Origin of the sequence: Brucella daejeonensis, assembly GCF_014199265.1 — a bacterium.
GTDB lineage: Bacteria > Pseudomonadota > Alphaproteobacteria > Rhizobiales > Rhizobiaceae > Brucella > Brucella daejeonensis.
The window spans coordinates 1-21,154 of sequence record NZ_JACIJG010000014.1; the positions used below are offsets into that span (position 1 = coordinate 1).

Below are 21,154 nucleotides of genomic sequence, written 5' to 3' on the forward strand. Positions count from 1 at the left end.
CCTCAATCTCAAGACACGTCATTAACGACGCCGCTAAAGACGTGTCTTACGTCACGAGGTCTTGCTTCAACAGGTGGTAGCAATCGGGCCGTTACGGTCAAAATTGGAAACCGGTGTCTAACACTGGTTTTCTGACATCGCCGCTCTTTGCCGCCCATCGGATGCGTTTGGGAAACTCCAGATGGCTTTCGTAAGGCGCTTCTTCGATGCCGAATCCACGTATATTGTATAACGCACCGGTTCTGAAGCCACTGTTACCGGGTCTTTCTACTTTGAATTTGTACATTAACGATTGCGCGGCTTCCTCTACGGGAAATCCCGCGTAGCTTTTGTACGCATCATAACACAACGACGAGCATCTCAATCCGTCCAGGTATTTGTCTGCCGTTGGTAGATTGAGGGCAATTCGTTTGCCTTCTCCGAATCTAAATTCGCCATATATCGCATATTTATAATTTCCCGCATCGTCGCAGATGAATAAGCGAGAAGCTTCAACATGGTTGGAGAATATCAGTTGCGAATATTGAAGAATGCCGTTCAAAATCGATGTTGTTCTGTGAGTATAGATTGCAGCTTGATCTCCCAGAGTGTCGGATAGTTGCGTCATAAATAAATTCCGTTATTTAAATTTGTATATTATTTTCCCTCCATAATTTGCATGAGACAATATCATGCAGTTACCGCTGGTTTTGCTATATTTTTTTATGGTGTGCATGAAAAATAAATGTATGTCGCTTGAATTACGTAGCAAACAGGCGGTACCAGCATCAAGAAAAACGCTACTAGAACTAATGACCCAGACCAATGAAATAAACGGAATTTGCGGCACGCTATCTTAGCTTGGATGGCTGTTTGTACGCACAAGTCGTGAATATACGTCGGCGTAGTGGAGTGGTCGCTCTCGGGAGAATAAATCGCTTCCACCATTTCCGGATAATCTTTGACGCCGCCTTTCGCGATATCGCCGAAATAAAGGAAGTTCTTATATTCATCCTCTCGCTTATGAACTTGGTCCAATAATCTGGGCAGGAGAGAAATGAGACTTATCGTTGCTGCGACGGCGAGAAGTGGTAACGCGCCGATAAACGCATAGGAATATCCCATGGGCAATGTATCTGGCGATTTCAAGAAATTAATTATTGCACCCATCCAAACTGAACAGAATGTGAGTAAAGCGGCATTTTTTGTTTCTGCGAACTTTACAAAATCGATCATTCTACCGTGGTTACTGGACAGAAGTCTCTCAAACGCCTCTTCCTGATCATTTTTTGCCATTTCATATTACCCCCGCAGTCGTATGATTTATTCGTTTGAAGCACCGGAAGTGATGCATAATTTTGTTTTCTTTTTTGAGAGCGGACAGATTTGCATGGTCCCGCAACACTCCTCATTACTTGCGTTGATCGAATCCCAAAATTTTGCAATTTCCTTCCGACGCAGGCGCTCTTCACGAAGCAGAGTGCCGATTGCTTCTGCACGACAACAATCAGAACGTAAAATCGCTTTTCCATCTTTTCGGAGGCAACCGTTTGGACATGGAGCACGTCCATTTCGCATGCGTCCATCCGTGCTTAGCTTAGGCCACTTTGACGCAAACCATATAGCTTCGCCTTCCAACATCCTGAGATAATCCTGCTCAAGACCAAGTTGTCGTGCTGCGTTGAAAGCTTTGAGTTGATGAGGCCCTGCTTTGCCGTGAGCTATTTCTTGTTGGGGAGGCCACCGTCTTGTTCTTTTAGCCACTCTTTGCAGTCTGAGGAATCGTTCCAGAAGACCCCACCAAACAACTGCATGGTCTCTTGTCACTATGCCTGCACCTGCATTTAAGCCGATACAAAAATTGTGATCCGATTGGATGTGCCGCTCGTGACAAATTGCTGGATAGGTTTCTCCAGGAAAGTTCTCTCCTACAACAATAGCGTCGCGCTCTTCTCGAATTCGCAGAGTAGCGTGGATGCTGCCCACGCCACCTTCGATCTCGATGTTCACTGCTCCAATAATCTCACGCGGCGTATCTGAAATGACGCGAAACCAAGCAGGAACGGCGCTACGGATAAACAGCAACATTACGATTTGATCGATCCGTTATAGGGAGCCGCCGTTGCACTTACTGATCCGCTGGAAACCGTGGCGGGCGCGCTCAAATGTTCACCGAGGGATTCCGCATCCAATCCCCAGGCGAAACCATTATCAAAAAGACGTTTTATGCTCGCAGGTGCGCGCTGAAGTGCTTGTGGCCCGATTGCTGTCTGTTCGCCATCACATTCCTTCTGAAGAGCTTCCGACGACGATACTGCACGACTGACTGAGCATCGAACACTTCGATCACCGCGAATCCCAATCCGTGTGATCGGTGTCTCACCATATTCGAGGCCTATTGCTAGTCCGAGGTTGGCAATTCCCGGAAGCTCTTGTTGGCAGAGTTCGAAACTTGAGCGCATTCCTCCTGCAACCTTGACCGCAGAAACGACGGAGTCGCTTCCGTTGGTTTCAAATGCGGTTCCACAAGCAATAAGACCGTGTATGCAGTCTCCGATAAATCTAACTTTCCTGCCGAGGAAATCTTCCGTTAGGGTCGCGGCTAATTCGCTTCTGATCACATGAAGATTGGAGACCATTTCCGATATCCGTCTTCCTGCGATGCATTCATCGATATATCTGGTAAAACCGTCGATATCTCCGAAAATAGACATTAGTCCCATCCGGATTGAGTTTGACGGCATCAACAAGCTAAAATCGATTGTTTTCAGCGGAGGAGTGTGACGGTGGAATATAAAATTCGCATCCGTCCCCACATCTGCGACGAATTTATCCTGTGCGCGTGAAACGACACTTTTAATCCGGTCTTCAGATAGTCTTTTGTCCTGAAGTGTCGAACCAATTGATTGTTTCGATATTTCATCCGCGTAAATCGGCGAAAGACGTTCGGTTAAAAACTCATCAAGGGAAACCTGTGGAACGATCCCGAGATCTCTACGAACCCGGTTAGAGATATAAATTCCCTCGGCTTGGCCTTCCGCAAGCTTTGCCGCATAGTTCGCTGGCGCTCCCAAAAACAGAGGTTCTCGTTCGTCTCGCGTGCCACTGTTGATCGCAATGGCTGTGCCACTATCAACGCCGACCCGAATACGAGTTGAGTAACGACCGTTCTCGGTCGCTGCGCCAACTGCCGAGATGGCGCGAGTCACAGCATCCGCAAATGCAAGGGCGCGCTCGGATCGCTGTCGAGCATTATGCTCACCCGGAGGCGAAACAATAACGGCGTGCATGCGAGAACCGTGGAAATCAACCCTTTGAGCTTCATACTCTTCAGCAACTTGATCACAAGCAGCATAGTTCAAGTGTAGCATCGATAGGACGCGTTTGTGACTGGCCTCGGTTTCACGATCCCGGTCAATCATTGCAGACGAAAAGTCTAGCATCTGAATATAGACATGAACGCCTTCAACCCGGATTGCAGCGTTCTCAGGGATGTCAAAAATTAGCGGTTCCCGTTTTCCGTCAAGAGCGAACTTCCTTGCAAGCACCGCCTGCCGAGTCTGGAGGTAGGATTCGTCAAACGTTTTGATCTCAATCGAACTGGAAGGCGAGGCCGCTTTAAACGTTTGGATGCGACGCAAACTCTTATCTTTTGACCAACTCATGTTAATTCCGCCTCAAAATGGGATGAAATCGAAACGGTAGCATTATGTTAGCTGTTACTACTATTCCGATTGTTTCACTTTTTGTTCTTATTACCATTTCTGGACACGCGTTAACGTGTCCAGAATGCTATTCAACATGCATTTCCGTAACCGATTGATATTTCTACACCGATTACGGAACATTGGTTCCTAAGTACGGAACTTTGAGTCCGCGCACATTTTCACACAGGCTCTTAGCTGCAGCCGCTCGTCGCACCGCAAGTGTCGCATTTCAGGCAGGTGCCGTTGCGAACCATGGTGAAGTTCTGGCATTCCGTGCAACTGTCGCCCGTGTAGCCCTGCATCATGGACTTGATGCGGCGATCCGCTTCCAGCTTCTTGGCAGCGCTTGCGCTTTCCGCACGGGCCGATGCAGCATCTGCAGCAGCCTTGTCGGAGAACAGTTCGGTTGCTGCCGAAGTTTCCGGTTGGGCCGCAGGCGCTGCCTGTTCCTCGAAATCACGCTTGAAAGCAGTCGCGCCGTCTGTCACCAGACCGATGGTTGTCGAACGGCCGCCAGCCGGTGCGGACGACTTCAGCGCAGTGACATTCGAAGCCTGCGGAGCCGAGCCTGCCGATCCCTTGGCTTCGTTGGCAGAGGTGGTGTTCGTGACCAGAGTCGGCTTGTAACCGCGGGTCCAGCCGGTCGAAACCAGGTTGGTCTTGCCTTCCTTGATACCCTTGCCAAGCGCGGTATTGCCGAAATCGCTCGTATCGACATGCGCAAGGTCATTGCGGCCGAGATAGGAGACTGCAAGTTCGCGGAACACATAGTCGATGATCGACGTCGCGGTCTTGATCGCGTCATTGCCGATGACCATGCCTGCCGGTTCGAATTTGGTGAAGGTGAAAGCCTCCACATATTCTTCGAGCGGCACGCCATATTGCAGGCCGAGCGACACGGCGATGGCGAAATTATTCATCATGGCGCGGAAGGCAGCGCCTTCCTTATGCATGTCGATGAAGATTTCACCGAGACGGCCATCACCGAACTCACCGGTGCGCAGGTAAACCTTGTGTCCACCGACCACGGCCTTCTGGGTATATCCCTGACGGCGGTTGGGAAGCTTGTCGCGTTCGTGAACGATCTTTTCGACTACCTTCTCAACGATGCGCTCGGTCACCTGAACGGCACGGGCGGATGCCGGTGCCTCGATCAGCGCCTCGACTGCGTCGTCTTCATCCTCGTCGTCGGCGATCAGCGAAGCGTTGAGCGGCTGCGACAGCTTGGAGCCGTCGCGATAAAGCGCATTGGCTTTCAGAGCCAGCTTCCACGAAAGCATGTAGGCGCTCTTGCAGTCCTCGACGGTCGCATCGTTCGGCATGTTGATCGTCTTGGAGATCGCGCCCGAAATGAACGGCTGGGCAGCGGCCATCATGCAGATATGGCTATCGACCGACAGGTAACGCTTGCCGATCTTGCCGCACGGATTGGCGCAATCGAACACGGCGTAGTGTTCTTCCTTCAGGAACGGTGCGCCTTCCAGCGTCATCGCGCCGCAAACATGGATATTGGCGGCTTCGATTTCCTTGCGGGTAAAGCCAAGGGCAGGGAGCATCTCGAAGGAGAAATCATTGAGCTGCTCATCGGTGAATTTCAGCACGTCCTTGCAGAAATCTTCGCCCAGCGTCCACTTGTTGAAAGCGAACTTGATGTCGAAGGCGCTCTTGAGCGCGGCATTCAGCGCCTCGATCACCTCATCGGTGAAGCCTTTGGACTTCAGCGACGACGGATTGACGCTCGGAGCCTGATTGATATTGCCATGGCCGACGGCATAGGCCTCGATTTCTGCAATCTGGCTTTCCGAATAACCAAGCGTGCGCAGCGCTTCCGGCACGGCGCGGTTGATGATCTTGAAATAACCGCCGCCAGCCAGCTTCTTGAATTTTACCAGCGCGAAGTCCGGTTCGATCCCGGTCGTGTCGCAATCCATGACAAGGCCGATCGTGCCGGTCGGCGCGATAACGGTCGCCTGCGCATTGCGGTAGCCGTGCTGTTCGCCCAGTTCCAACGCCTTGTCCCAGGCCGCGCGGGCATGGGTGATCAGATCCTGATCCGGGCAATCCTTGGCGATCAGCGCCACCGGATTGACGGCAAGACCTTCATAACCTTCCGTTTCGCCGTGAGCGGCGCGACGGTGGTTACGGATGACGCGCAGCATATGCTCGGCATTCGGCTCGTAATTCGGGAAGGTGCCCAGTTCCTTCGCCATTTCGGCGGAGGTCGCATAGGCAACGCCCGTCATGATTGCCGTCAGCGCGCCGCAGATTGCACGGCCTTCGTCTGAATCATAAGGAATGCCGGACGTCATCAGCAGGCCGCCAATATTGGCATAGCCAAGGCCGAGCGTGCGATATTCATAGGAAAGACGAGCGATTTCCTTCGACGGGAACTGCGCCATCATCACCGAGATTTCGAGAACGATGGTCCACAGGCGCGCCGTGTGCTCGTAAGCCGCAATGTCGAACGAACCGTCCTTGTTGCGGTAGGTGAGCAGGTTGATCGACGCCAGATTGCAGGCCGTATCGTCAAGGAACATATATTCCGAGCACGGATTGGAGGCGCGGATCGGACCGGCGGCAGGGCAGGTGTGCCAGTCGTTCATCGTAGTGTTGTAGTGCAGGCCCGGATCGGCGGAAGCCCAGGCGGCATAACCGATCTTTTCCCAAAGGTCGCGGGCCTTGAGCGTCTTCATCACACGACCGTCGCGACGCGCGGTCAGGTTCCAGTCGCCGTCATCTTCGACAGCGCGCAGGAATTCATCCTTGAGCGAGACGGAATTGTTGGAATTCTGGCCCGAAACGGTGAGATAGGCTTCCGAATCCCAGTCCGTATCATAGGTCTTGAACTCGATGTCCGTGTAACCTTGACGCGCAAACTGGATCACGCGCTTGACGTAGTTTTCAGGGACCTGATTCTTCTTTGCTGCCTTGATTTCGCGTTTCAGGGCAGGGTTCTTGGACGGATCGAAGCAATCGTCATTATCGGCTTCGCAATTGACGCAAGCCTTCATGATTGCAGTCAGATGCTGCTTGACGATCTTGGAGCCGGTGACGAGCGAAGCGACCTTCTGCTCTTCCTTCACCTTCCAGTCGATATATTCCTCGATATCCGGATGGTCGATATCGACGACTACCATCTTGGCGGCGCGGCGCGTCGTGCCGCCCGACTTGATGGCGCCTGCGGCACGGTCGCCGATCTTGAGGAAGCTCATCAGGCCGGAGGACTTGCCGCCGCCGGAAAGCCTTTCGCCTTCACCGCGCAGATAGGAGAAATTGGAACCGGTACCGGAACCATATTTGAACAGGCGCGCCTCGCGGACCCACAGGTCCATGATGCCGCCGTCGTTGACGAGATCGTCGCCGACGGACTGGATGAAGCAGGCATGTGGCTGCGGATGTTCATAGGCCGACTTGGACTTGGTCAGCTTGCCGGTCTGCCAGTCGACATAGAAGTGTCCCTGACCCGGCCCGTCGATGCCATAGGCCCAATGCAGGCCGGTGTTGAACCATTGCGGGCTGTTTGGCGCCACGCGCTGGGTTGCGAGCATATAGGCAAGCTCGTCGCGGAAGGCGAGGGCGTCTTCTTCCGAGCCGAAATAACCGCCCTTCCAGCCCCAATAGGTCCAGGTGCCTGCAAGACGGTCGAAAACCTGACGGGCATCCAATTCAGAGCCATGGCGATCGTCCTCAGGCAGCTTGGCCAGCGCTTCCTCGTCGGCGACCGAGCGCCACAGCCACGAAGGAACGTCGTTTTCCTCGACCTTCTTCAGTCGCGCCGGAACGCCTGCCTTGCGGAAATATTTCTGTGCGAGAATATCAGCGGCCACCTGACTGAACTGTGCGGGCACATTGATGTTTTCAAGGCGGAATACAACGGACCCATCGGGATTCTTGATCTCGCTGGTCGCGGTCCGGAACGCGATGTCCGCATAAGCCGACTGATTCTCTTTCGTGAAACGGCGTTCGATCTTCATCTGTCCCATCCAAACGTTCTATATATAGTAGCTCTAGTGACGATTTTCAGCCACGGCCTGTCTGTATCGCATCTCTGTCAAAAGAGCTCTTCTGCGGGGAAAAGCATCTTATTGGGGAGCGCACTCCCGGAAACTCGCGTCCACATCGTTCAAATCCACAGGAAAACACCTCAGGGAAGCTTGATGGGCGACCTTGCCAGCGCTCGGGTATTTGAAAATCAGCAGAACGAAAAACACCTTATCTTGTAAGGAGTGTGGGCGCAAATACTAAATGTAGTGTTAACGCTCTTTCTGCTCGGTATTGCATATGCATCTCCAGAGATGGCCGGACCCGGAAAAAGGGCGCAAAAAAGCACCAAGCGAAACAGCGCCTGTCACAGCGTGATGCCCGTTGGATACTCAACTTGACTGAAAAAAAGACCGGCAGATTACAACGCCCGATCACGTTACTTACGTAACGACAGACACATAAAAGACGACTCGGTTCCGGGCGTCAAGCATTGGTTTGATGCGATGGCCCGGCAACTAGATATTGTGCGTAACGGCCTGAGGCTAATGTGGATAACGGGGAGAAGCGAAGCTTTTGTGAATGAAGCCGGCTAGTGGTCTGATTTCGGCATTTGCATCCCTCTGATACAGGCGCCGAGCAAACGTCAAATTCAATCCACTGGGCGAATACCATCGCTATACGCATTTCGTCGGGATATCGAAGGCGTTCCGGGGCTTTGGCAGTGAAATACGCCGTATAGGCGATATGTATCGGAACTTCTGACCGACGTGACGTAATCGAATCTGCTTATTCCGCTGCTGCGGCCAGCCCCGAATCACCAAACTGTCTCAGTATCTTTTTCAGTTCAGTCTCTTCGACACGGTTTGCGGCTTCCTTGGGCGAGACCCATTCGCAGATACGCTGATGCCGCTCCGGCCAATCCTGCTCCTGCGCGGTGAACTGCACCGCAAAAACCGCTGCGCAAAACTGATTGATGCGTTCAGGCGGAAGGTCGGTCTTGCAATAATGGAAGCTGCCAATAGGGACGGGGGCGACTTCACCGCGTATCCCGGCTTCCTCATAGGCTTCACAAAGGGCGGTTTCGGCCAAGGTGCGTCCGACCTGCGGCCAACCCTTCGGGATGATCCAGCGACCGGTGCCGCGACTGGTAATAACGAGAATCCTGAGCGCACCCATGTCGCGACGGTAAACAAGCGCCGCAACTTGCTGCAAACGACCGGATGGCGTCAGAATACGCTTTTCCGTTGCAATAAGCTGTTTCACTTGCGACTTCACCGCGAATGTCCCTCTCTTTTTCTACAGGATGGTCCGATTCGCCAAAATGACAACTGTTTAGTTGGCCGGCTTGCCATCAAAAAATGCGAAAAAGCTTTAGTTTTAAAGATATTACTGAAATACAGAGGGACGTTTTCGCCTAGAAAGCCCTATCCCATTTCAAACCAGCGCTAATTCTGCTGATTTTCCTTAAGACGCGATTGCGGCAGAAATATCGCCGCAACCGCATTCGTTTTCTTTCATTTAACCGCGCTTGTCGCCTGCGATCGGCTCCTGATAGGTGAAGCCCATATCCCATGGAAAATATATCCATGTGTCCTGGGAAACCTCGGTAACGAAAGTGTCGATCAGCGGACGGCCCTTCGGCTTTGCGTAAACGGTTGCAAAATGCGCCTTGGGCATCATTTCGCGGACGATTGCCGCCGTCTTGCCGGTATCTGTCAGGTCGTCCACGACGATGACGCCTTCGCCACCGCGTTCCAGAAGCGCCTGGCTGACACCTTTGAGGATCTGCATGTCGCCCTGCGACGTGTAGTCATGATAAGAGGCGATGCACACGGTTTCGATCAGGCGAATGCCCAACTCACGGCAGATGATTGCCGCCGGGACAAGTCCGCCGCGGGTAATCGCGACAATTGCGTGCCATTCGCGGTCCATGCCGGCAATCCGCCAGGCGAGGGCGCGGGCATCGCGGTGAAACTGGTCCCAGGAAACGGGAAAGGCTTTATCTGGCAAGGACATCGAAACGCTCCACGGAACGGTCCGGAGGTCGTTCTCCGGACCAGCAAAAACCAAAAAACGCGCTGTGACGGATTGCCAAGCGCTGCAACTGTCAGGATCTGCGGCTTTTCTTCTTCCGCGCCCAGGTGTGCGGGCAGCAGGAGAAGAAAAGGCTCTCCACCCGGCTTAGTCAGCGCCGGGTGATGCTGATAACCGCAAAAGAAGCGTTTTTGCAAGCGTGTCGTGCAATGACGCGCCTGTTATGGGCGTCAAACTTGTGGCTTGAAGCCGCCCCTATCGGGAGAAAAGCGTGAGAATGGGAAGCTCGTTCAGCATCGAGCGCGTAACACCGCCGAACACCAGTTCCCGCAGCCGCGAATGGCTGTATGCCCCCATCACCAGAAGATCGGCGCGTTGTGCGATGATATGTTCGCGCAGGGCGTCCTGGGCATAGCGTCCGTTCGAACTGATAGCCGTTGGCGTTACCTCAATGTGGTGGCGGGATAGCGATTCCGCGATATCATGGCTCGCCAGAGATCGATCTTCCCCCTCTATCTCCGGCGGATCGACCCAGACCACTTCCGTTCTGTCCGCCTGTTCCATCAAAGGCAGCGCATCGAATGCGGCTCGGGCCGCCTCGCGCTTGCCGTTAAAGGCGACGACGATGCGGTCAAGCGACACCATCGGCAGCACGGGCGCATAAGGGACGAGCAGAACCGGGCAGCTTGCGTTGAAAACAATCGTATCGGCGGTTTCGTCATTGGTGCCGGGATCGTCCGGGTCGGGTTGTCCGGCAACCAGCAGTTCCGCGCCAAGGCAGGCCGTCAATACGCCGTCGGAGGCGGTTCCCGTTTCCGAACGGGTGACGCGATATTCGTAACTTATTTCCTGACGGCGCATCTCGTCCTCAAAGACGCGCTTCAGCCTTTCGGAAAGCTCCTTGTGCTTCTTGTCGTGGAGTTCGAACATGCCCGGATCGATGAAGCCGTTCGGGTCAGCGTAAACGATGGGCGAAGGAGTGGAATAAAGTCCGATGACATGAATATCCGGCACTTTTTGCTTCAAAAGCTCTACGGCAGACATGACCCGTTTCAACTCGGTTTCACTGCGGGCATAGGCAACCACCGTTTTATAGGACATGACCGAACTCCTTCCGGTTGATGTTCAATTTTAGCATATTATGCAACGAGTTGCGCGGATAAAAGGTTGCAGGAGATCAGTGTTAGGCCGCTCCTTCGGTTTGAAGCGAGCCGATCATCTCCTCTATGGCATGGATAGCCTCGTCGATCCTGACAGGGTCGCTCCCGCGGACGACCAGTTCAGTGCTGAAACGGCCGTTTTCAAATTTCGGATAAGACCCGATGACCGTATCGGGATTGTTTTTCTGGATTTCCGCGAGCGGTGTTCCGATCACGCCTTCGCCGAAAGGGCAATGTACGGAGCGGGACAGGAGTTTACGGCCGGTTTTCAGCGTCGGCAGGACATTATCGAGCATAGCCTGGAATACCGAAGGAACGCCTGCCATCACATAGACATTGCCGATATGAAATCCCGGCGCTGCCGATATCGGATTGTCGATATGTTCCGATCCTTGCGGCATACGGGCCATGCGCTTACGCGAATCGGTAAATTCCAGCTCGCGTCTGGCGTAATTGTCGGCGAGCAGTTTCATGGCCTTCTCGTCATAGATGCAGGGTACGCCGAAAGCCGTGGAGACCGCATCGGCGGTAATGTCGTCATGGGTGGGACCGATCCCGCCGGACGTGAAAACATAATCATATTGCGGGCGCAGCGTATTGAGGGCGCCGACGATGGCGGCTTCTTCATCCGGCACGATCCGCACCTCTTTCAGATCGATACCTGCCGCAGTCAGCATGTCGGCGAGGTGGCCTATGTTCTTGTCCTTCGTGCGTCCCGAAAGAAGTTCGTCGCCGATGGCCAACATTGCGGCCCTGACGGCCTGTTGCGGGTTGTTCGTCATGTCCAGACTCCAGTTCATGGCCCAGTTAAACGCCGGGCCGACAATGCTGCAACTGGTTTATCATTCCGGTTCACCGGCAGGACGAATGTCCCGTGCCGTGGCAGGCACCCACGGTCATGCCTGTTGCCAGAACAACCGCAACCGCTTGAAGGAAACCTGAAACTCGGGAAAGTGGTGCGGTCGGCGGGACTTGAACCCGCAAGTCTAAAAGACGACGGATTTTAAGTCCGTTGCGTATACCAGTTTCGCCACGACCGCAGCGACAGGGTTTCTATGTCATGATTTGTGCGATGAATTCAAGCCAGAAAGCTTGTCAGCAATAACAGTCAAATTCCCGAATTTCCTTACATTCCAATGCGCTCCAAACCATTGGCGGATGCTTCAAATCCTTTCTCGTCCTTGTTTACGGCTGCAAAGCCATGTAGCGGTGGGAAAACAGAGCAGGAATGATGAAAGTTCGAGAATGACCGCCTTCGTAAAATCCGTATCCCAGGCTGAAAAAGCAATGCGTGCGCTCTTTCCCGAAACGCCGCTACAGCTCAACGACTACCTGTCGCGGAAATATGGTGCGGAGATCTGGCTGAAGCGTGAGGACCTCACGCCCGTGCGCTCCTACAAGATTCGTGGCGCATTCAATTTCATTTCGAAGGCGGTGAAGACCACCGATGAGAATGCGGTCTTCGTCTGTGCTTCCGCCGGCAATCATGCGCAGGGCTTTGCTTTCGTATGCCGCCATTTCGGACGCAGGGGCGTGGTTTTCATGCCTGTCACCACTCCGCAGCAGAAAATCGACAAGACGCGTGCTTTTGGCGCTGAATTCATCGAAATCAGGCTTGTCGGCGACATATTCGACGTCTGCTACGCCGCATCACAGGAGTTCGCAGCCGCCAACAAGGGCGTCATGGTGCCGCCGTTCGACCACCCCGGTATCGTCGAGGGGCAGGCGACCGTCGCGCTGGAAATCGAGCGGCAACTGCCGGAAGGAAAGAAACCCGATTTCATCCTGCTTCCGGTCGGCGGCGGCGGGCTGTCGGGCGGCGTTACGCAATATATATCCGATCTCGACTGGAAAACGGGCTTTCGCTTCATCGAGCCACAGGGGGCGGCGAGCCTCAAGGAGAGTCTCAAGGCAGGAAAGCGGGTCAGGCTTTCTCATGTCGATAACTTTGTCGACGGTGCTGCCGTCGCGGAAATCGGGAAAGAAAACTTCAAGCTTCTCAAGAGGTTCGATCCGAAAACTGTCATAACAGTCCCGGAGAATCGGCTTTGCGCCACCATCGTCGAGATGCTCAATATCGAAGGCGTGGTGCTGGAACCGGCTGGTGCGCTTGGCATCGACGCGCTGAAGGATTTCAGGAAGAGCGACATCAAGGGAAAGCGCATCGTCATTGTCGTGTCGGGCGGCAATTTCGATTTCGAGCGTCTGCCGGACGTGCGCGAACGCGCACTTCGTTTCGAGGGGCTGAAGAAGTATTTCATCTTCCGCTTTCCGCAGCGTCCCGGCGCGCTGCGGTCGTTCCTCGATCTTCTGGGACCGGAGGACGATATTGCGCGGTTCGAATATCTTAAGAAATCCGCGCGCAATTTCGGTTCGGTGCTGATTGGCATCGAGACGAAGAATGCGGCCAATTTCAAGCTTCTGGAGAAGAAATTCGCCGAAGCTGGCTGGGCCTATCAGGACATAACCGACAATCAGGTGCTGGCCGATTTCATCATCTGATTTCGGTCTCCCGGCGAAATCGATTGCTTTTTTGCTGAAAACACCCCATATGGCGGCTCAGGCGCATGGGCCGACAGCGTTGTCGGCTTTCCCGGCATTGGACTTGTTGCGTCTCGCCTCTGGCTTCCGGAATGGTTCGGCAGCAGGGGAGATCCGAGCAATGTTCGGGCACGGCAGCGCAAGTCGCAGGGATTGAACGAGCAGTTTATTCCGGCGTCCCGTCGTTATCATTGAAGAGTTTTTTGTCCGGCAAGTTGCGCTTGACCGGCACGGATGCGGACCATGGCTCATGGTGCCGCCGAAAGAGATTGAATTGACTAACAAGATTATGGACGAAACCACGGGCGGCTTTGCAGCACTCGGCGTCACCGGCATTCTGCTCAAGGGCGTTGAAGCAGCCGGTATGATCGAACCTAAGCCTATCCAGATGCAGGCGATCCCGCATCAGCTCGAAGGCCGGGACATTCTGGGCATCGCCCAGACGGGTTCGGGCAAGACGGCGGCTTTCAGCCTTCCCATTCTCCAGAAGATCATCGGACTTGGCGACAAGCGCCGCCCGAAAACCGCGCGTGCGCTGATCCTCGCGCCGACGCGTGAACTGGCGGTGCAGATCGAGCAGACGATCCGCAACGTATCCAAACAGGCGCACATCTCGACGGCGCTCGTTCTGGGCGGCGTCTCCAAGCTGTCGCAGATCAAGCGTATCGCTCCGGGCATCGATGTTCTGATTGCAACGCCAGGACGCCTGACCGATCTGATGCGCGACGGCCTTGTCGATCTTTCGCAGACGCGCTGGCTTGTGCTCGATGAAGCTGACCGTATGCTCGACATGGGGTTCATCAACGATGTGAAGCGCATTGCCAAGGCCACCCATGCCGAACGGCAGACCGCGCTGTTCTCGGCCACCATGCCCAAGGAAATCGCCTCGCTGGCATCGAGCCTGCTGCGCGACCCGGTTCGTGTCGAGGTGGCTCCGCAGGGAACGACCGCCGCCGAAATCACGCAGGTTGTGCATCCGGTGCCGACGAAGGAGAAGCGCCGCCTCCTGTCCGCCTTGCTGGCGGACAAGGACATGCGCTCGGTGATCGTCTTTACGCGCACGAAGCATGGCGCCGATGCCGTGGTGCGCCATCTGGAGCGCGACGGCTACGACGTTGCCGCCATCCACGGCAACAAGTCGCAGAATGCGCGCCAGCGCGCCTTGAACGGTTTTCGCGACGGGACGTTGCGGATTCTGATTGCGACCGATATTGCCGCGCGCGGCATCGACGTGCCGGGCATCAGCCATGTCGTGAACTATGACCTGCCGGATGAGCCGGAAACCTATGTGCATCGTATCGGCCGTACCGGCCGTAACGGAGCGAGCGGCGCGTCGATCACGCTTTACGATGCCGCAACTGAGGATTCCAAGCTGCGGGCGGTCGAACGTGTCACGCGCGGCAAACTTCCGATCAAGGATGCGCCTGTGGAACTTGCACCGCCACCGGCTCCGCGAAGTGGAGCGCAGAATGGCGCTCCGGGCGAGCGGCCGCAAAAGACGCAGCATCGGAAAGGCGGAACGCCGCAGAAGCATCGCCGTCCGGCGCCAAAGGCGGGCGAGCACCGTTCTGGCGGTCATTCCGCCAGCGAGGCAGCGCCCAAGGCAAAACGTCCGTTCCGCCGCAAACGGCGCAATGCCGGCGGCAATGGTGGCCAGCGCGCGGCCTGACCGGCGAGAACAGGCTCGAACATTTTTTCAAAAAGCCGCCTATTTCGGGCGGCTTTTCTATTCGCAACGCATTTATGGGTTTCGAATTGCGTGGCAGGCTGAAAAATTATTCCCTGCTTGCTTGAAGGGAAGGGCGCTTCCCCATAATTTCCCTGACAAACAGGAAGGATGAAAGCCATGCTGCAATCGGTGCTCGACGCTATCGGCAATACGCCGTTGATCCATCTGAAAAAGGCCTCCGAGCTTACCGGTTGCAATATTTACGGCAAGGCGGAATTTCTCAATCCCGGCCAGTCGGTAAAGGATCGGGCCGCACTTTACATCATTCGCGATGCTGAAAAGCGCGGGCTTCTGAAGCCCGGCGGCGTGATCGTCGAGGGCACTGCCGGCAATACCGGGATCGGTCTGACGATGGTCGCAAAAGCGCTCGGCTATCGCACGGTCATCGTCATTCCCGAAACTCAGAGCCAGGAAAAGAAGGACGCCCTGCGTCTTCTGGGCGCCGAACTGATCGAAGTTCCGGCGGCTCCCTATCGGAATCCGAACAATTATGTGCGCCTGTCGGGGCGGCTGGCGGAACAGCTTGCGAAGAGCGAGCCGAATGGCGCGATCTGGGCCAATCAGTTCGATAATCCGGTCAATCGTCAGGCGCATATCGAGACCACTGCACAGGAAATCTGGCGCGAGACCAACGGCAAGGTCGACGGTTTCGTTGCCGCTGTGGGGTCTGGCGGCACGCTTGTCGGAACGGCTTTCGGCCTGAAGGATCATAACGCCGATATCAAGGTCGCGCTTGCCGACCCTTACGGGGCTGCGCTTCATTCCTTCTATACAACGGGTGAATTGAAGGCGGAGGGCGATTCGATCACCGAAGGTATCGGGCAGGGGCGTATCACAGCCAATCTTGAAGGCTTTACGCCCGATTTCTCGTATCGCGTCTCCGACTCGGATGCCCTTGAAGTCGTGTTCGACCTGGTTGAAAACGAGGGGCTTTGCCTCGGCGGCTCCTCCGGCATCAACATTGCCGGTGCAATCCGGCTTGCAAAAGATCTCGGGCCGAGCCACACAATTGTGACGGTGCTTTGCGACTATGGCAATCGCTACCAGTCGAAGCTGTTCAATCCTGTCTTCCTACGCGGCAAGAACCTGCCCGTGCCGGGATGGCTGGAACAAGAGACCGAGATAGACATACCGTTCGAGGGATAATCATGGCATACGAGACCGAAGCGCTTTTCCGCGAAGATTCCTATCTTTCAACGGTGGAGGGCACGGTACTCGCCATGACCGAAACCGGCGGGGTCATTCTCGACCGGACGAATTTTTACGCCACCTCGGGCGGGCAGCCGGGGGATATCGGCTTTTTTGAACGGGCCGACGGTTCGCGCATCGAAGTGGCTGCGACCGTCACCGGAGAAAACAAGAACGAGATCATTCATGTTCCCGCTGATGGCCAGGCCTCACCGGAAGTCGGCGAGAAACTGGTTCTGCATGTGGACTGGCCGCGCCGTTACAAGCTGATGCGGATGCATACGGCCTGCCATTTGCTTTCGGTCGTCTGCCCGTTTCCGATCACCGGCGCAGCCGTAGGCGAAGATGAAAGCCGCATCGATTTCGATCTGCCCGACCCCACCTATACGAAGGAATTCGTGACCGAGAAGCTGATGGAAAGAGTGAAGGCCAACGATCCCGTTGCCATCCGCTGGATCAGCGATGACGAATTTCTCGCTAACCCCGATATCGTGAAGTCGAAGAATGTGCGCCCGCCAGTGGGGCTGGGACGCATCCGTCTTGTCGTCATCGGTGAAAACGGCATTGTCGATTCGCAACCTTGCGGCGGTACGCACGTTTCCGAAACGCAGGAGGTGGGTGAAATCCATATTGGCAAGATCGAAAAGAAGGGTAAGGAAAATCGTCGCTTCCGTATCCGTTTTGGTAGTTTGCCGGAAGCTTGAGGCGTTTGGGAGGAATTGTCATGGCTGTGAAGAGCGGATTCGTCGTTTCACGAAACTGGTTGAAGGACAGGCTTGGCAAGCCGGGCATCGCTATTGTGGATGCATCCTGGTATCTTCCCGCAGCCGGACGCGACGGACAGGAAGAATATAATGCCGCGCATATTCCCGGCGCCGTCTTTTTCGATCAGGATGAAATTGCGAACAAGCAATCCGGCTTGCCGCATACCTTGCCATCTCCTGAGCTTTTTGCGCATCACGTAGGCGCCATGGGCATAACCGCCAATGAAACTGTCGTCGTCTATGACGGCCCCGGCATGTTTTCAGCGCCTCGGGTATGGTGGCTGTTCCGTATCATGGGAGTGGAGAATGTCTTCGTTCTCGATGGCGGTTTCGACGGATGGAGGAAGGCCGGCTATCCGGTCACCAAAGACGCTACCAGAGTAGCATCGACGCTTTTCACGCCTTCGTTCAAAGAAGCGGCCGTGGTGAGTTTCAGCGAAATGCGCGAGATCGTGGACGGACATAGCTCGCAGATCGCCGACGCACGAGCAGCGGGGCGTTTTACCGGACGCGAGGCGGAACCGCGACCCGGTATGCGCTCCGGCCATATGCCGGGCGCGCGCAATGTTCCTGTCGGTACGTTATCGGAAAATGGTGAACTGAAAGATCTGGAGAGCCTGCGCAGGATTTTCGATGAAGCGGGCATCGATCTTGAAAAGCCGGTCGTCACGAGTTGCGGATCGGGGGTTACCGCCGCCGTCATCTCGCTTGCGCTGTCATCGCTGGGGCACAGGGATAATCGGCTCTATGACGGTTCGTGGAGCGAATGGGGAAGCAGGCAGGACACGCCGGTCGTCACGGGCGACGCTGAATAAATGCCGGAAAAACTGACCGCCCGTATCACCCATCTGGAAATGTCGGCCCGTCCGGCCATTTCGGTGCCGGTGCCGTCCGGCATCCGGCTTGCGATCATGCGAGCGGGCGATATGCCAGTCCATTACTATCGCTACCTATACGAAAAGGTCGGGCGAAAGCATCACTGGATGATGCGCCGTGTTCAGACCGATGCGGAGGTTGCTACGGCGATCCACGCCGAAACGAGCGAGATTCACGTTCTGTATGCGGAAGGTTGTCCGGCAGGTTTTGTCGAGTTCGACCTGTCGGCGCTGCCCGATGCTGTGGAAATTCTCTATTTCGGCCTTATCGACGATTTTCAGGGGCGAGGGCTCGCCAGGTTTTTCATGAGCGAGGCCATCGCGGCGGCCTGGGCGCATGATCCGCAAAAAGTGACGATCCATACCAATACGCTGGATAGTCCCCGTGCGTTACAGCTTTATCAGAAAATGGGTTTCGTGCCTGTCGGCTGGTCCGAAGAGGAAGTCGAACCGTGGGACTGATATGCGGCTGTCAGCCTCGCGCCATTTCGCGGCCGGTCGCGATCGACACCACCGATGCAAGGGCAAGCCGGCCGCTTTCTTCGTCGAAGACGACGCAGTTACGCCCGCGCTGCTTGGCCATGTAGAGGCAGCGGTCCGCACGACTGAGAACCTGTGAGTTGGTTTCGTTCTTGGGGGCAGAGGCGACGCCGATACTGATCGTCAATGGATAGACCTGATATTCGGTCGTGTGAAATGGTGTGTTTTCCACTTCCGCTCGAATGCGTTGCGCGACGCGTGTTCCCGTCTCTCCGCTTGCCCCCGGCAGGAAGACGCAAAACTCTTCGCCGCCGATACGCCCGACCAGGTCGCCTTTTCGCGTCACATTCTGCAACGCAAAGGCAATGAGTTTCAGCGCGCGATCACCAACCCCATGCCCGAATGTATCGTTGATCGCCTTGAAATGATCCGCATCGATCACCAGCAGCGTGCCCGTTTCGATGCGCGAACGGCTGATCTTCATCGCCTCGAACAGCGCTTCGCGATTCAGCAAGCCGGTCATGTGATCGATTCGCGAGCGCGCCTGCAACTCGATATGGGCCTTTTCCAGCTGTGTGTATGCATCCACGAGTTTGCTGTGCTGGCGGAAAATATAGGCGAGGGAAGGGAAGGCCGTAGCCATGGGAATGCTCGCGCCGAGGCTCAGCGCCAGGGCGCTGGGGGTCGTACCGGACGCATAGGCCGCAAGCGATGTCGCGCCCACCGAGAAAAGAACGACGGACAGCGTTATCAAAGCTGCTTTTAAAAGAGCAGTCTTCATTCCCACGCACTCCCAACCCCGAGTGAGGATGATTTTATGACCCGCGCCAGAACCTATATGAACGGGCTATATTTTGCGGGCCTTATAGAAGGAACGACGGACAGGGGAAAGAGACCACCATGCGCTTCTTGCAATTTTTTGTTTATGAGTGCCATTAAAGACACAATCTCAGGTAGCATAGTAGCTATATGTTACGATGAAATGCATAACGGCACAACTATGTTCAAAAGAACTGTCGCGGCAAGACATAAATGATAGTTTTCTAATATATGCAGAAACATCTTGGAAGCACAACATTGTAAAAAAAGGGCCGTAGCAGGCCCGAATTTGCCGGTGGCCATTTAACCGGCGCCGCAATGGGCGCCGGGCATCTGTATCAGCCGCGCATGGAGCCTGTATCGCGACGGCGCTGATGCCAGCTGAAGGCTTCTTCGATGAGGTGAGGGGTGTGACCGCCGCGCTGGCAGGCGCGTTCGAAATAATCGTTGAGCTGGTCGCGGTAATCCGGGTGGGCGCAGTTGTCGATAATCACGCGGGCGCGCTCGCGTGGAGCCAGTCCGCGCAGATCGGCAAGTCCTTGTTCGGTCACGAGGATGTCGACATCGTGTTCGGTGTGATCCACATGGGTGACCATAGGGACAACGGAGGATATCGCACCGTTTTTGGCTTCCGATTTGCTGACGAATATTGAAATGAAGGCATTGCGTGCAAAATCGCCCGAACCGCCGATACCGTTCATCATGTGCGTGCCATCGACATGGGTGGAATTCACATTGCCATAAATGTCGAATTCCAGCGCGGTATTGATGCCGATGATTCCAAGGCGGCGAATGACTTCGGGATGATTGCTGATTTCCTGCGGTCGCAGAATGAGACGGTCGCGATAGCGGTCGATATTGTTGAACACACGTTCGCCGCAGGCGGGGCTAAGCGTGATCGACGCTCCCGAGGCGAAATCGAGTTTTCCTGCATCGAAAAGATCGAAGGTGCTGTCCTGTAGCACTTCGCTATACATACGCAGATTGTGGAAAGGGCTGTCGGAAAAACCGTTCAAAACGGCGTTGGCGATGGTGCCGATACCAGCCTGCAAGGGATTGAGCGTCAGGTCGAGGCGTCCGGCCTCGACTTCCTGCATCAGGAAACCGATCAGGTGTCCTGCGATGGCAATCGTCCCGCCATCGGCGGGTTCCACCGTCGAGGCGCTGTCGTTTTCCTGTGTGATGACGATGCCGGCGATCTTTTCGGCCGGGATCGGTATATAGGGCAGGCCGACGCGGCTGTCGCAGGCCATGACGGGGATCGGATCGCGGGAAGGGCGCTTCGTCGGGATATAGATGTCGTGCAGCCCTTCAAGCGCCATGGGCTGGTTGAGGTTGACCTCCACGATGACTTTCTCGGCCAGAATGGCAAAGCTGGCCGAATTGCCGATGGAGGTGGTGGGAACGATGCCACCGCTCTCCGTGATCGCCAGAGCCTCGACGACCGCGTAGTCGATGGGGCCGATCTGGTTCGAGCGCAGTTGCTCGACCGTCTCGGAAAGGTGCTGGTCGATGAACATGACTTCGCCGCGGTTGATGGCGGCGCGGAGCGTGCGGTCCACCTGAAAGGGCATACGCCGGGACAGCACATGCGCTTCCGTCAGAAGCTTGTCGACGTCGTGGCCGAGCGAGGCACCGGTTATGAGCGTGATTTGAAAAGGATCGGTCGCGGCGCGGGCTGCCATGGCGACGGGAACGGCCTTAGCATCGCCTGCACGGGTGAAACCGCTCATGCCGACGATCATACCGTCCTTGATGAGACCCGCGGCCTGTTCAGCGGTGACGATCTTGTCGCGAAGCGATTTGTTTCGGATACGTGATTCCAACATCTTCAAGTCTACCTTCCTCACTTCCGGCTTTGTACCAGAGCTGGGCACCGGAACTGGCGCTCGCT

General features: G+C 55.4%; 17 protein-coding genes and 1 tRNA gene. 6 read left to right on the forward strand and 12 right to left on the reverse strand.

The genetic code is table 11. The annotated features are described in order from the left end of the window. Positions 1–97: 97 nt before the first annotated feature. From FHS76_RS16425 to FHS76_RS16470, 10 genes are all read right to left on the reverse strand, one after another. Positions 98–607, reverse strand: a complete 510-nt coding sequence (locus tag FHS76_RS16425) for a hypothetical protein (protein ID WP_183655141.1) — start codon at positions 605–607, stop codon at positions 98–100. 95 nt (positions 608–702) lie between these two features. Continuing rightward, positions 703–1,275 carry a Pycsar system effector family protein gene (locus FHS76_RS16430; RefSeq protein ID WP_183655144.1) on the reverse strand — a complete coding sequence of 191 codons (573 nt, stop codon included), beginning with the start codon at positions 1,273–1,275 and terminating at the stop codon, positions 703–705. 27 nt (positions 1,276–1,302) lie between these two features. Beyond that, positions 1,303–2,067 (reverse strand): E2 domain-containing protein, encoded by a 765-nt coding sequence (locus FHS76_RS16435; RefSeq protein ID WP_183655147.1) that lies wholly within the window; start codon positions 2,065–2,067, stop codon positions 1,303–1,305. Continuing rightward, positions 2,067–3,644: an adenylate/guanylate cyclase domain-containing protein gene (locus FHS76_RS16440; protein WP_183655150.1), complete on the reverse strand. Its 1,578-nt coding sequence runs from the start codon at positions 3,642–3,644 to the stop codon at positions 2,067–2,069. The genes FHS76_RS16435 and FHS76_RS16440 overlap by 1 nt, the downstream gene beginning before the upstream one ends. Positions 3,645–3,877: 233 nt before the next feature. Continuing rightward, on the reverse strand, positions 3,878–7,660 hold the full coding sequence (locus FHS76_RS16445) for a vitamin B12-dependent ribonucleotide reductase (protein WP_183655152.1): 3,783 nt from the start codon (positions 7,658–7,660) through the stop codon (positions 3,878–3,880). 796 nt (positions 7,661–8,456) lie between these two features. Next, positions 8,457–8,945 (reverse strand): NUDIX hydrolase, encoded by a 489-nt coding sequence (locus tag FHS76_RS16450; RefSeq protein WP_183655155.1) that lies wholly within the window; start codon positions 8,943–8,945, stop codon positions 8,457–8,459. Between the two features lie 243 nt (positions 8,946–9,188). Further along, on the reverse strand, positions 9,189–9,686 hold the full coding sequence (gpt, locus tag FHS76_RS16455) for a xanthine phosphoribosyltransferase (RefSeq protein WP_183655159.1): 498 nt from the start codon (positions 9,684–9,686) through the stop codon (positions 9,189–9,191). A gap of 273 nt (positions 9,687–9,959) precedes the next feature. After that, complete coding sequence (locus FHS76_RS16460; RefSeq protein ID WP_183655162.1) at positions 9,960–10,805, reverse strand: universal stress protein; 846 nt, start codon at positions 10,803–10,805, stop codon at positions 9,960–9,962. Between the two features lie 82 nt (positions 10,806–10,887). Further along, positions 10,888–11,646: a competence/damage-inducible protein A gene (locus FHS76_RS16465; RefSeq protein WP_183655164.1), complete on the reverse strand. Its 759-nt coding sequence runs from the start codon at positions 11,644–11,646 to the stop codon at positions 10,888–10,890. A gap of 172 nt (positions 11,647–11,818) precedes the next feature. Next, positions 11,819–11,904: transfer RNA gene (locus tag FHS76_RS16470), tRNA-Leu, on the reverse strand. Between the two features lie 205 nt (positions 11,905–12,109). On the opposite strand from FHS76_RS16470, the gene ilvA reads away from it, so the two are divergent. From ilvA to FHS76_RS16500, 6 genes are all read left to right on the forward strand, one after another. Beyond that, positions 12,110–13,366: a threonine ammonia-lyase IlvA gene (gene ilvA / locus FHS76_RS16475; protein WP_183655167.1), complete on the forward strand. Its 1,257-nt coding sequence runs from the start codon at positions 12,110–12,112 to the stop codon at positions 13,364–13,366. A 289-nt stretch (positions 13,367–13,655) separates the two neighbouring features. Next, positions 13,656–15,074, forward strand: a complete 1,419-nt coding sequence (locus FHS76_RS16480) for a DEAD/DEAH box helicase (protein WP_183655170.1) — start codon at positions 13,656–13,658, stop codon at positions 15,072–15,074. 177 nt (positions 15,075–15,251) lie between these two features. After that, entirely contained in the window at positions 15,252–16,280 is a 1,029-nt protein-coding gene (locus FHS76_RS16485) for a cysteine synthase A (RefSeq protein ID WP_183655176.1), read from the forward strand. Between the two features lie 2 nt (positions 16,281–16,282). Then, entirely contained in the window at positions 16,283–17,026 is a 744-nt protein-coding gene (locus FHS76_RS16490; protein ID WP_183655179.1) for an alanyl-tRNA editing protein, read from the forward strand. A 20-nt stretch (positions 17,027–17,046) separates the two neighbouring features. Next, positions 17,047–17,901 (forward strand): 3-mercaptopyruvate sulfurtransferase, encoded by an 855-nt coding sequence (gene sseA, locus FHS76_RS16495; protein WP_183655182.1) that lies wholly within the window; start codon positions 17,047–17,049, stop codon positions 17,899–17,901. Then, positions 17,902–18,423: a GNAT family N-acetyltransferase gene (locus tag FHS76_RS16500; protein ID WP_183655185.1), complete on the forward strand. Its 522-nt coding sequence runs from the start codon at positions 17,902–17,904 to the stop codon at positions 18,421–18,423. It abuts the gene before it with no gap. A gap of 10 nt (positions 18,424–18,433) precedes the next feature. Here FHS76_RS16500 and FHS76_RS16505 read toward each other — a convergent pair whose 3' ends face one another. Both FHS76_RS16505 and FHS76_RS16510 read right to left on the reverse strand, forming a co-directional pair. Then, complete coding sequence (locus tag FHS76_RS16505) at positions 18,434–19,222, reverse strand: GGDEF domain-containing protein (protein ID WP_183655188.1); 789 nt, start codon at positions 19,220–19,222, stop codon at positions 18,434–18,436. Positions 19,223–19,598: 376 nt separating this feature from the next. Continuing rightward, positions 19,599–21,089, reverse strand: coding sequence for an acetyl-CoA hydrolase/transferase family protein (locus FHS76_RS16510; RefSeq protein ID WP_183655411.1), 1,491 nt, complete (start codon positions 21,087–21,089; stop codon positions 19,599–19,601). Positions 21,090–21,154: the final 65 nt, after the last annotated feature.

Excerpts from the sequence above, each read along its gene's own strand:
- FHS76_RS16510 (WP_183655411.1), bottom strand. The coding sequence starts at position 21,089 with ATGTTGGAATCACGTATCCGAAACAAATCGCTTCGCGACAAGATCGTC.
- FHS76_RS16445 (WP_183655152.1), bottom strand. The coding sequence starts at position 7,660 with ATGAAGATCGAACGCCGTTTCACGAAAGAGAATCAGTCGGCTTATGCG.
- FHS76_RS16465 (WP_183655164.1), bottom strand. The coding sequence starts at position 11,646 with ATGACGAACAACCCGCAACAGGCCGTCAGGGCCGCAATGTTGGCCATC.
- FHS76_RS16440 (WP_183655150.1), bottom strand. The coding sequence starts at position 3,644 with ATGAGTTGGTCAAAAGATAAGAGTTTGCGTCGCATCCAAACGTTTAAA.
- FHS76_RS16500 (WP_183655185.1), top strand. The coding sequence starts at position 17,902 with ATGCCGGAAAAACTGACCGCCCGTATCACCCATCTGGAAATGTCGGCC.
- gpt (WP_183655159.1), bottom strand. The coding sequence starts at position 9,686 with ATGTCCTTGCCAGATAAAGCCTTTCCCGTTTCCTGGGACCAGTTTCAC.
- FHS76_RS16435 (WP_183655147.1), bottom strand. The coding sequence starts at position 2,067 with ATGTTGCTGTTTATCCGTAGCGCCGTTCCTGCTTGGTTTCGCGTCATT.
- FHS76_RS16480 (WP_183655170.1), top strand. The coding sequence starts at position 13,656 with ATGGTGCCGCCGAAAGAGATTGAATTGACTAACAAGATTATGGACGAA.
- FHS76_RS16430 (WP_183655144.1), bottom strand. The coding sequence starts at position 1,275 with ATGGCAAAAAATGATCAGGAAGAGGCGTTTGAGAGACTTCTGTCCAGT.
- FHS76_RS16460 (WP_183655162.1), bottom strand. The coding sequence starts at position 10,805 with ATGTCCTATAAAACGGTGGTTGCCTATGCCCGCAGTGAAACCGAGTTG.
- FHS76_RS16485 (WP_183655176.1), top strand. The coding sequence starts at position 15,252 with ATGCTGCAATCGGTGCTCGACGCTATCGGCAATACGCCGTTGATCCAT.
- sseA (WP_183655182.1), top strand. The coding sequence starts at position 17,047 with ATGGCTGTGAAGAGCGGATTCGTCGTTTCACGAAACTGGTTGAAGGAC.
- FHS76_RS16425 (WP_183655141.1), bottom strand. The coding sequence starts at position 607 with ATGACGCAACTATCCGACACTCTGGGAGATCAAGCTGCAATCTATACT.
- FHS76_RS16490 (WP_183655179.1), top strand. The coding sequence starts at position 16,283 with ATGGCATACGAGACCGAAGCGCTTTTCCGCGAAGATTCCTATCTTTCA.
- ilvA (WP_183655167.1), top strand. The coding sequence starts at position 12,110 with ATGACCGCCTTCGTAAAATCCGTATCCCAGGCTGAAAAAGCAATGCGT.
- FHS76_RS16505 (WP_183655188.1), bottom strand. The coding sequence starts at position 19,222 with ATGAAGACTGCTCTTTTAAAAGCAGCTTTGATAACGCTGTCCGTCGTT.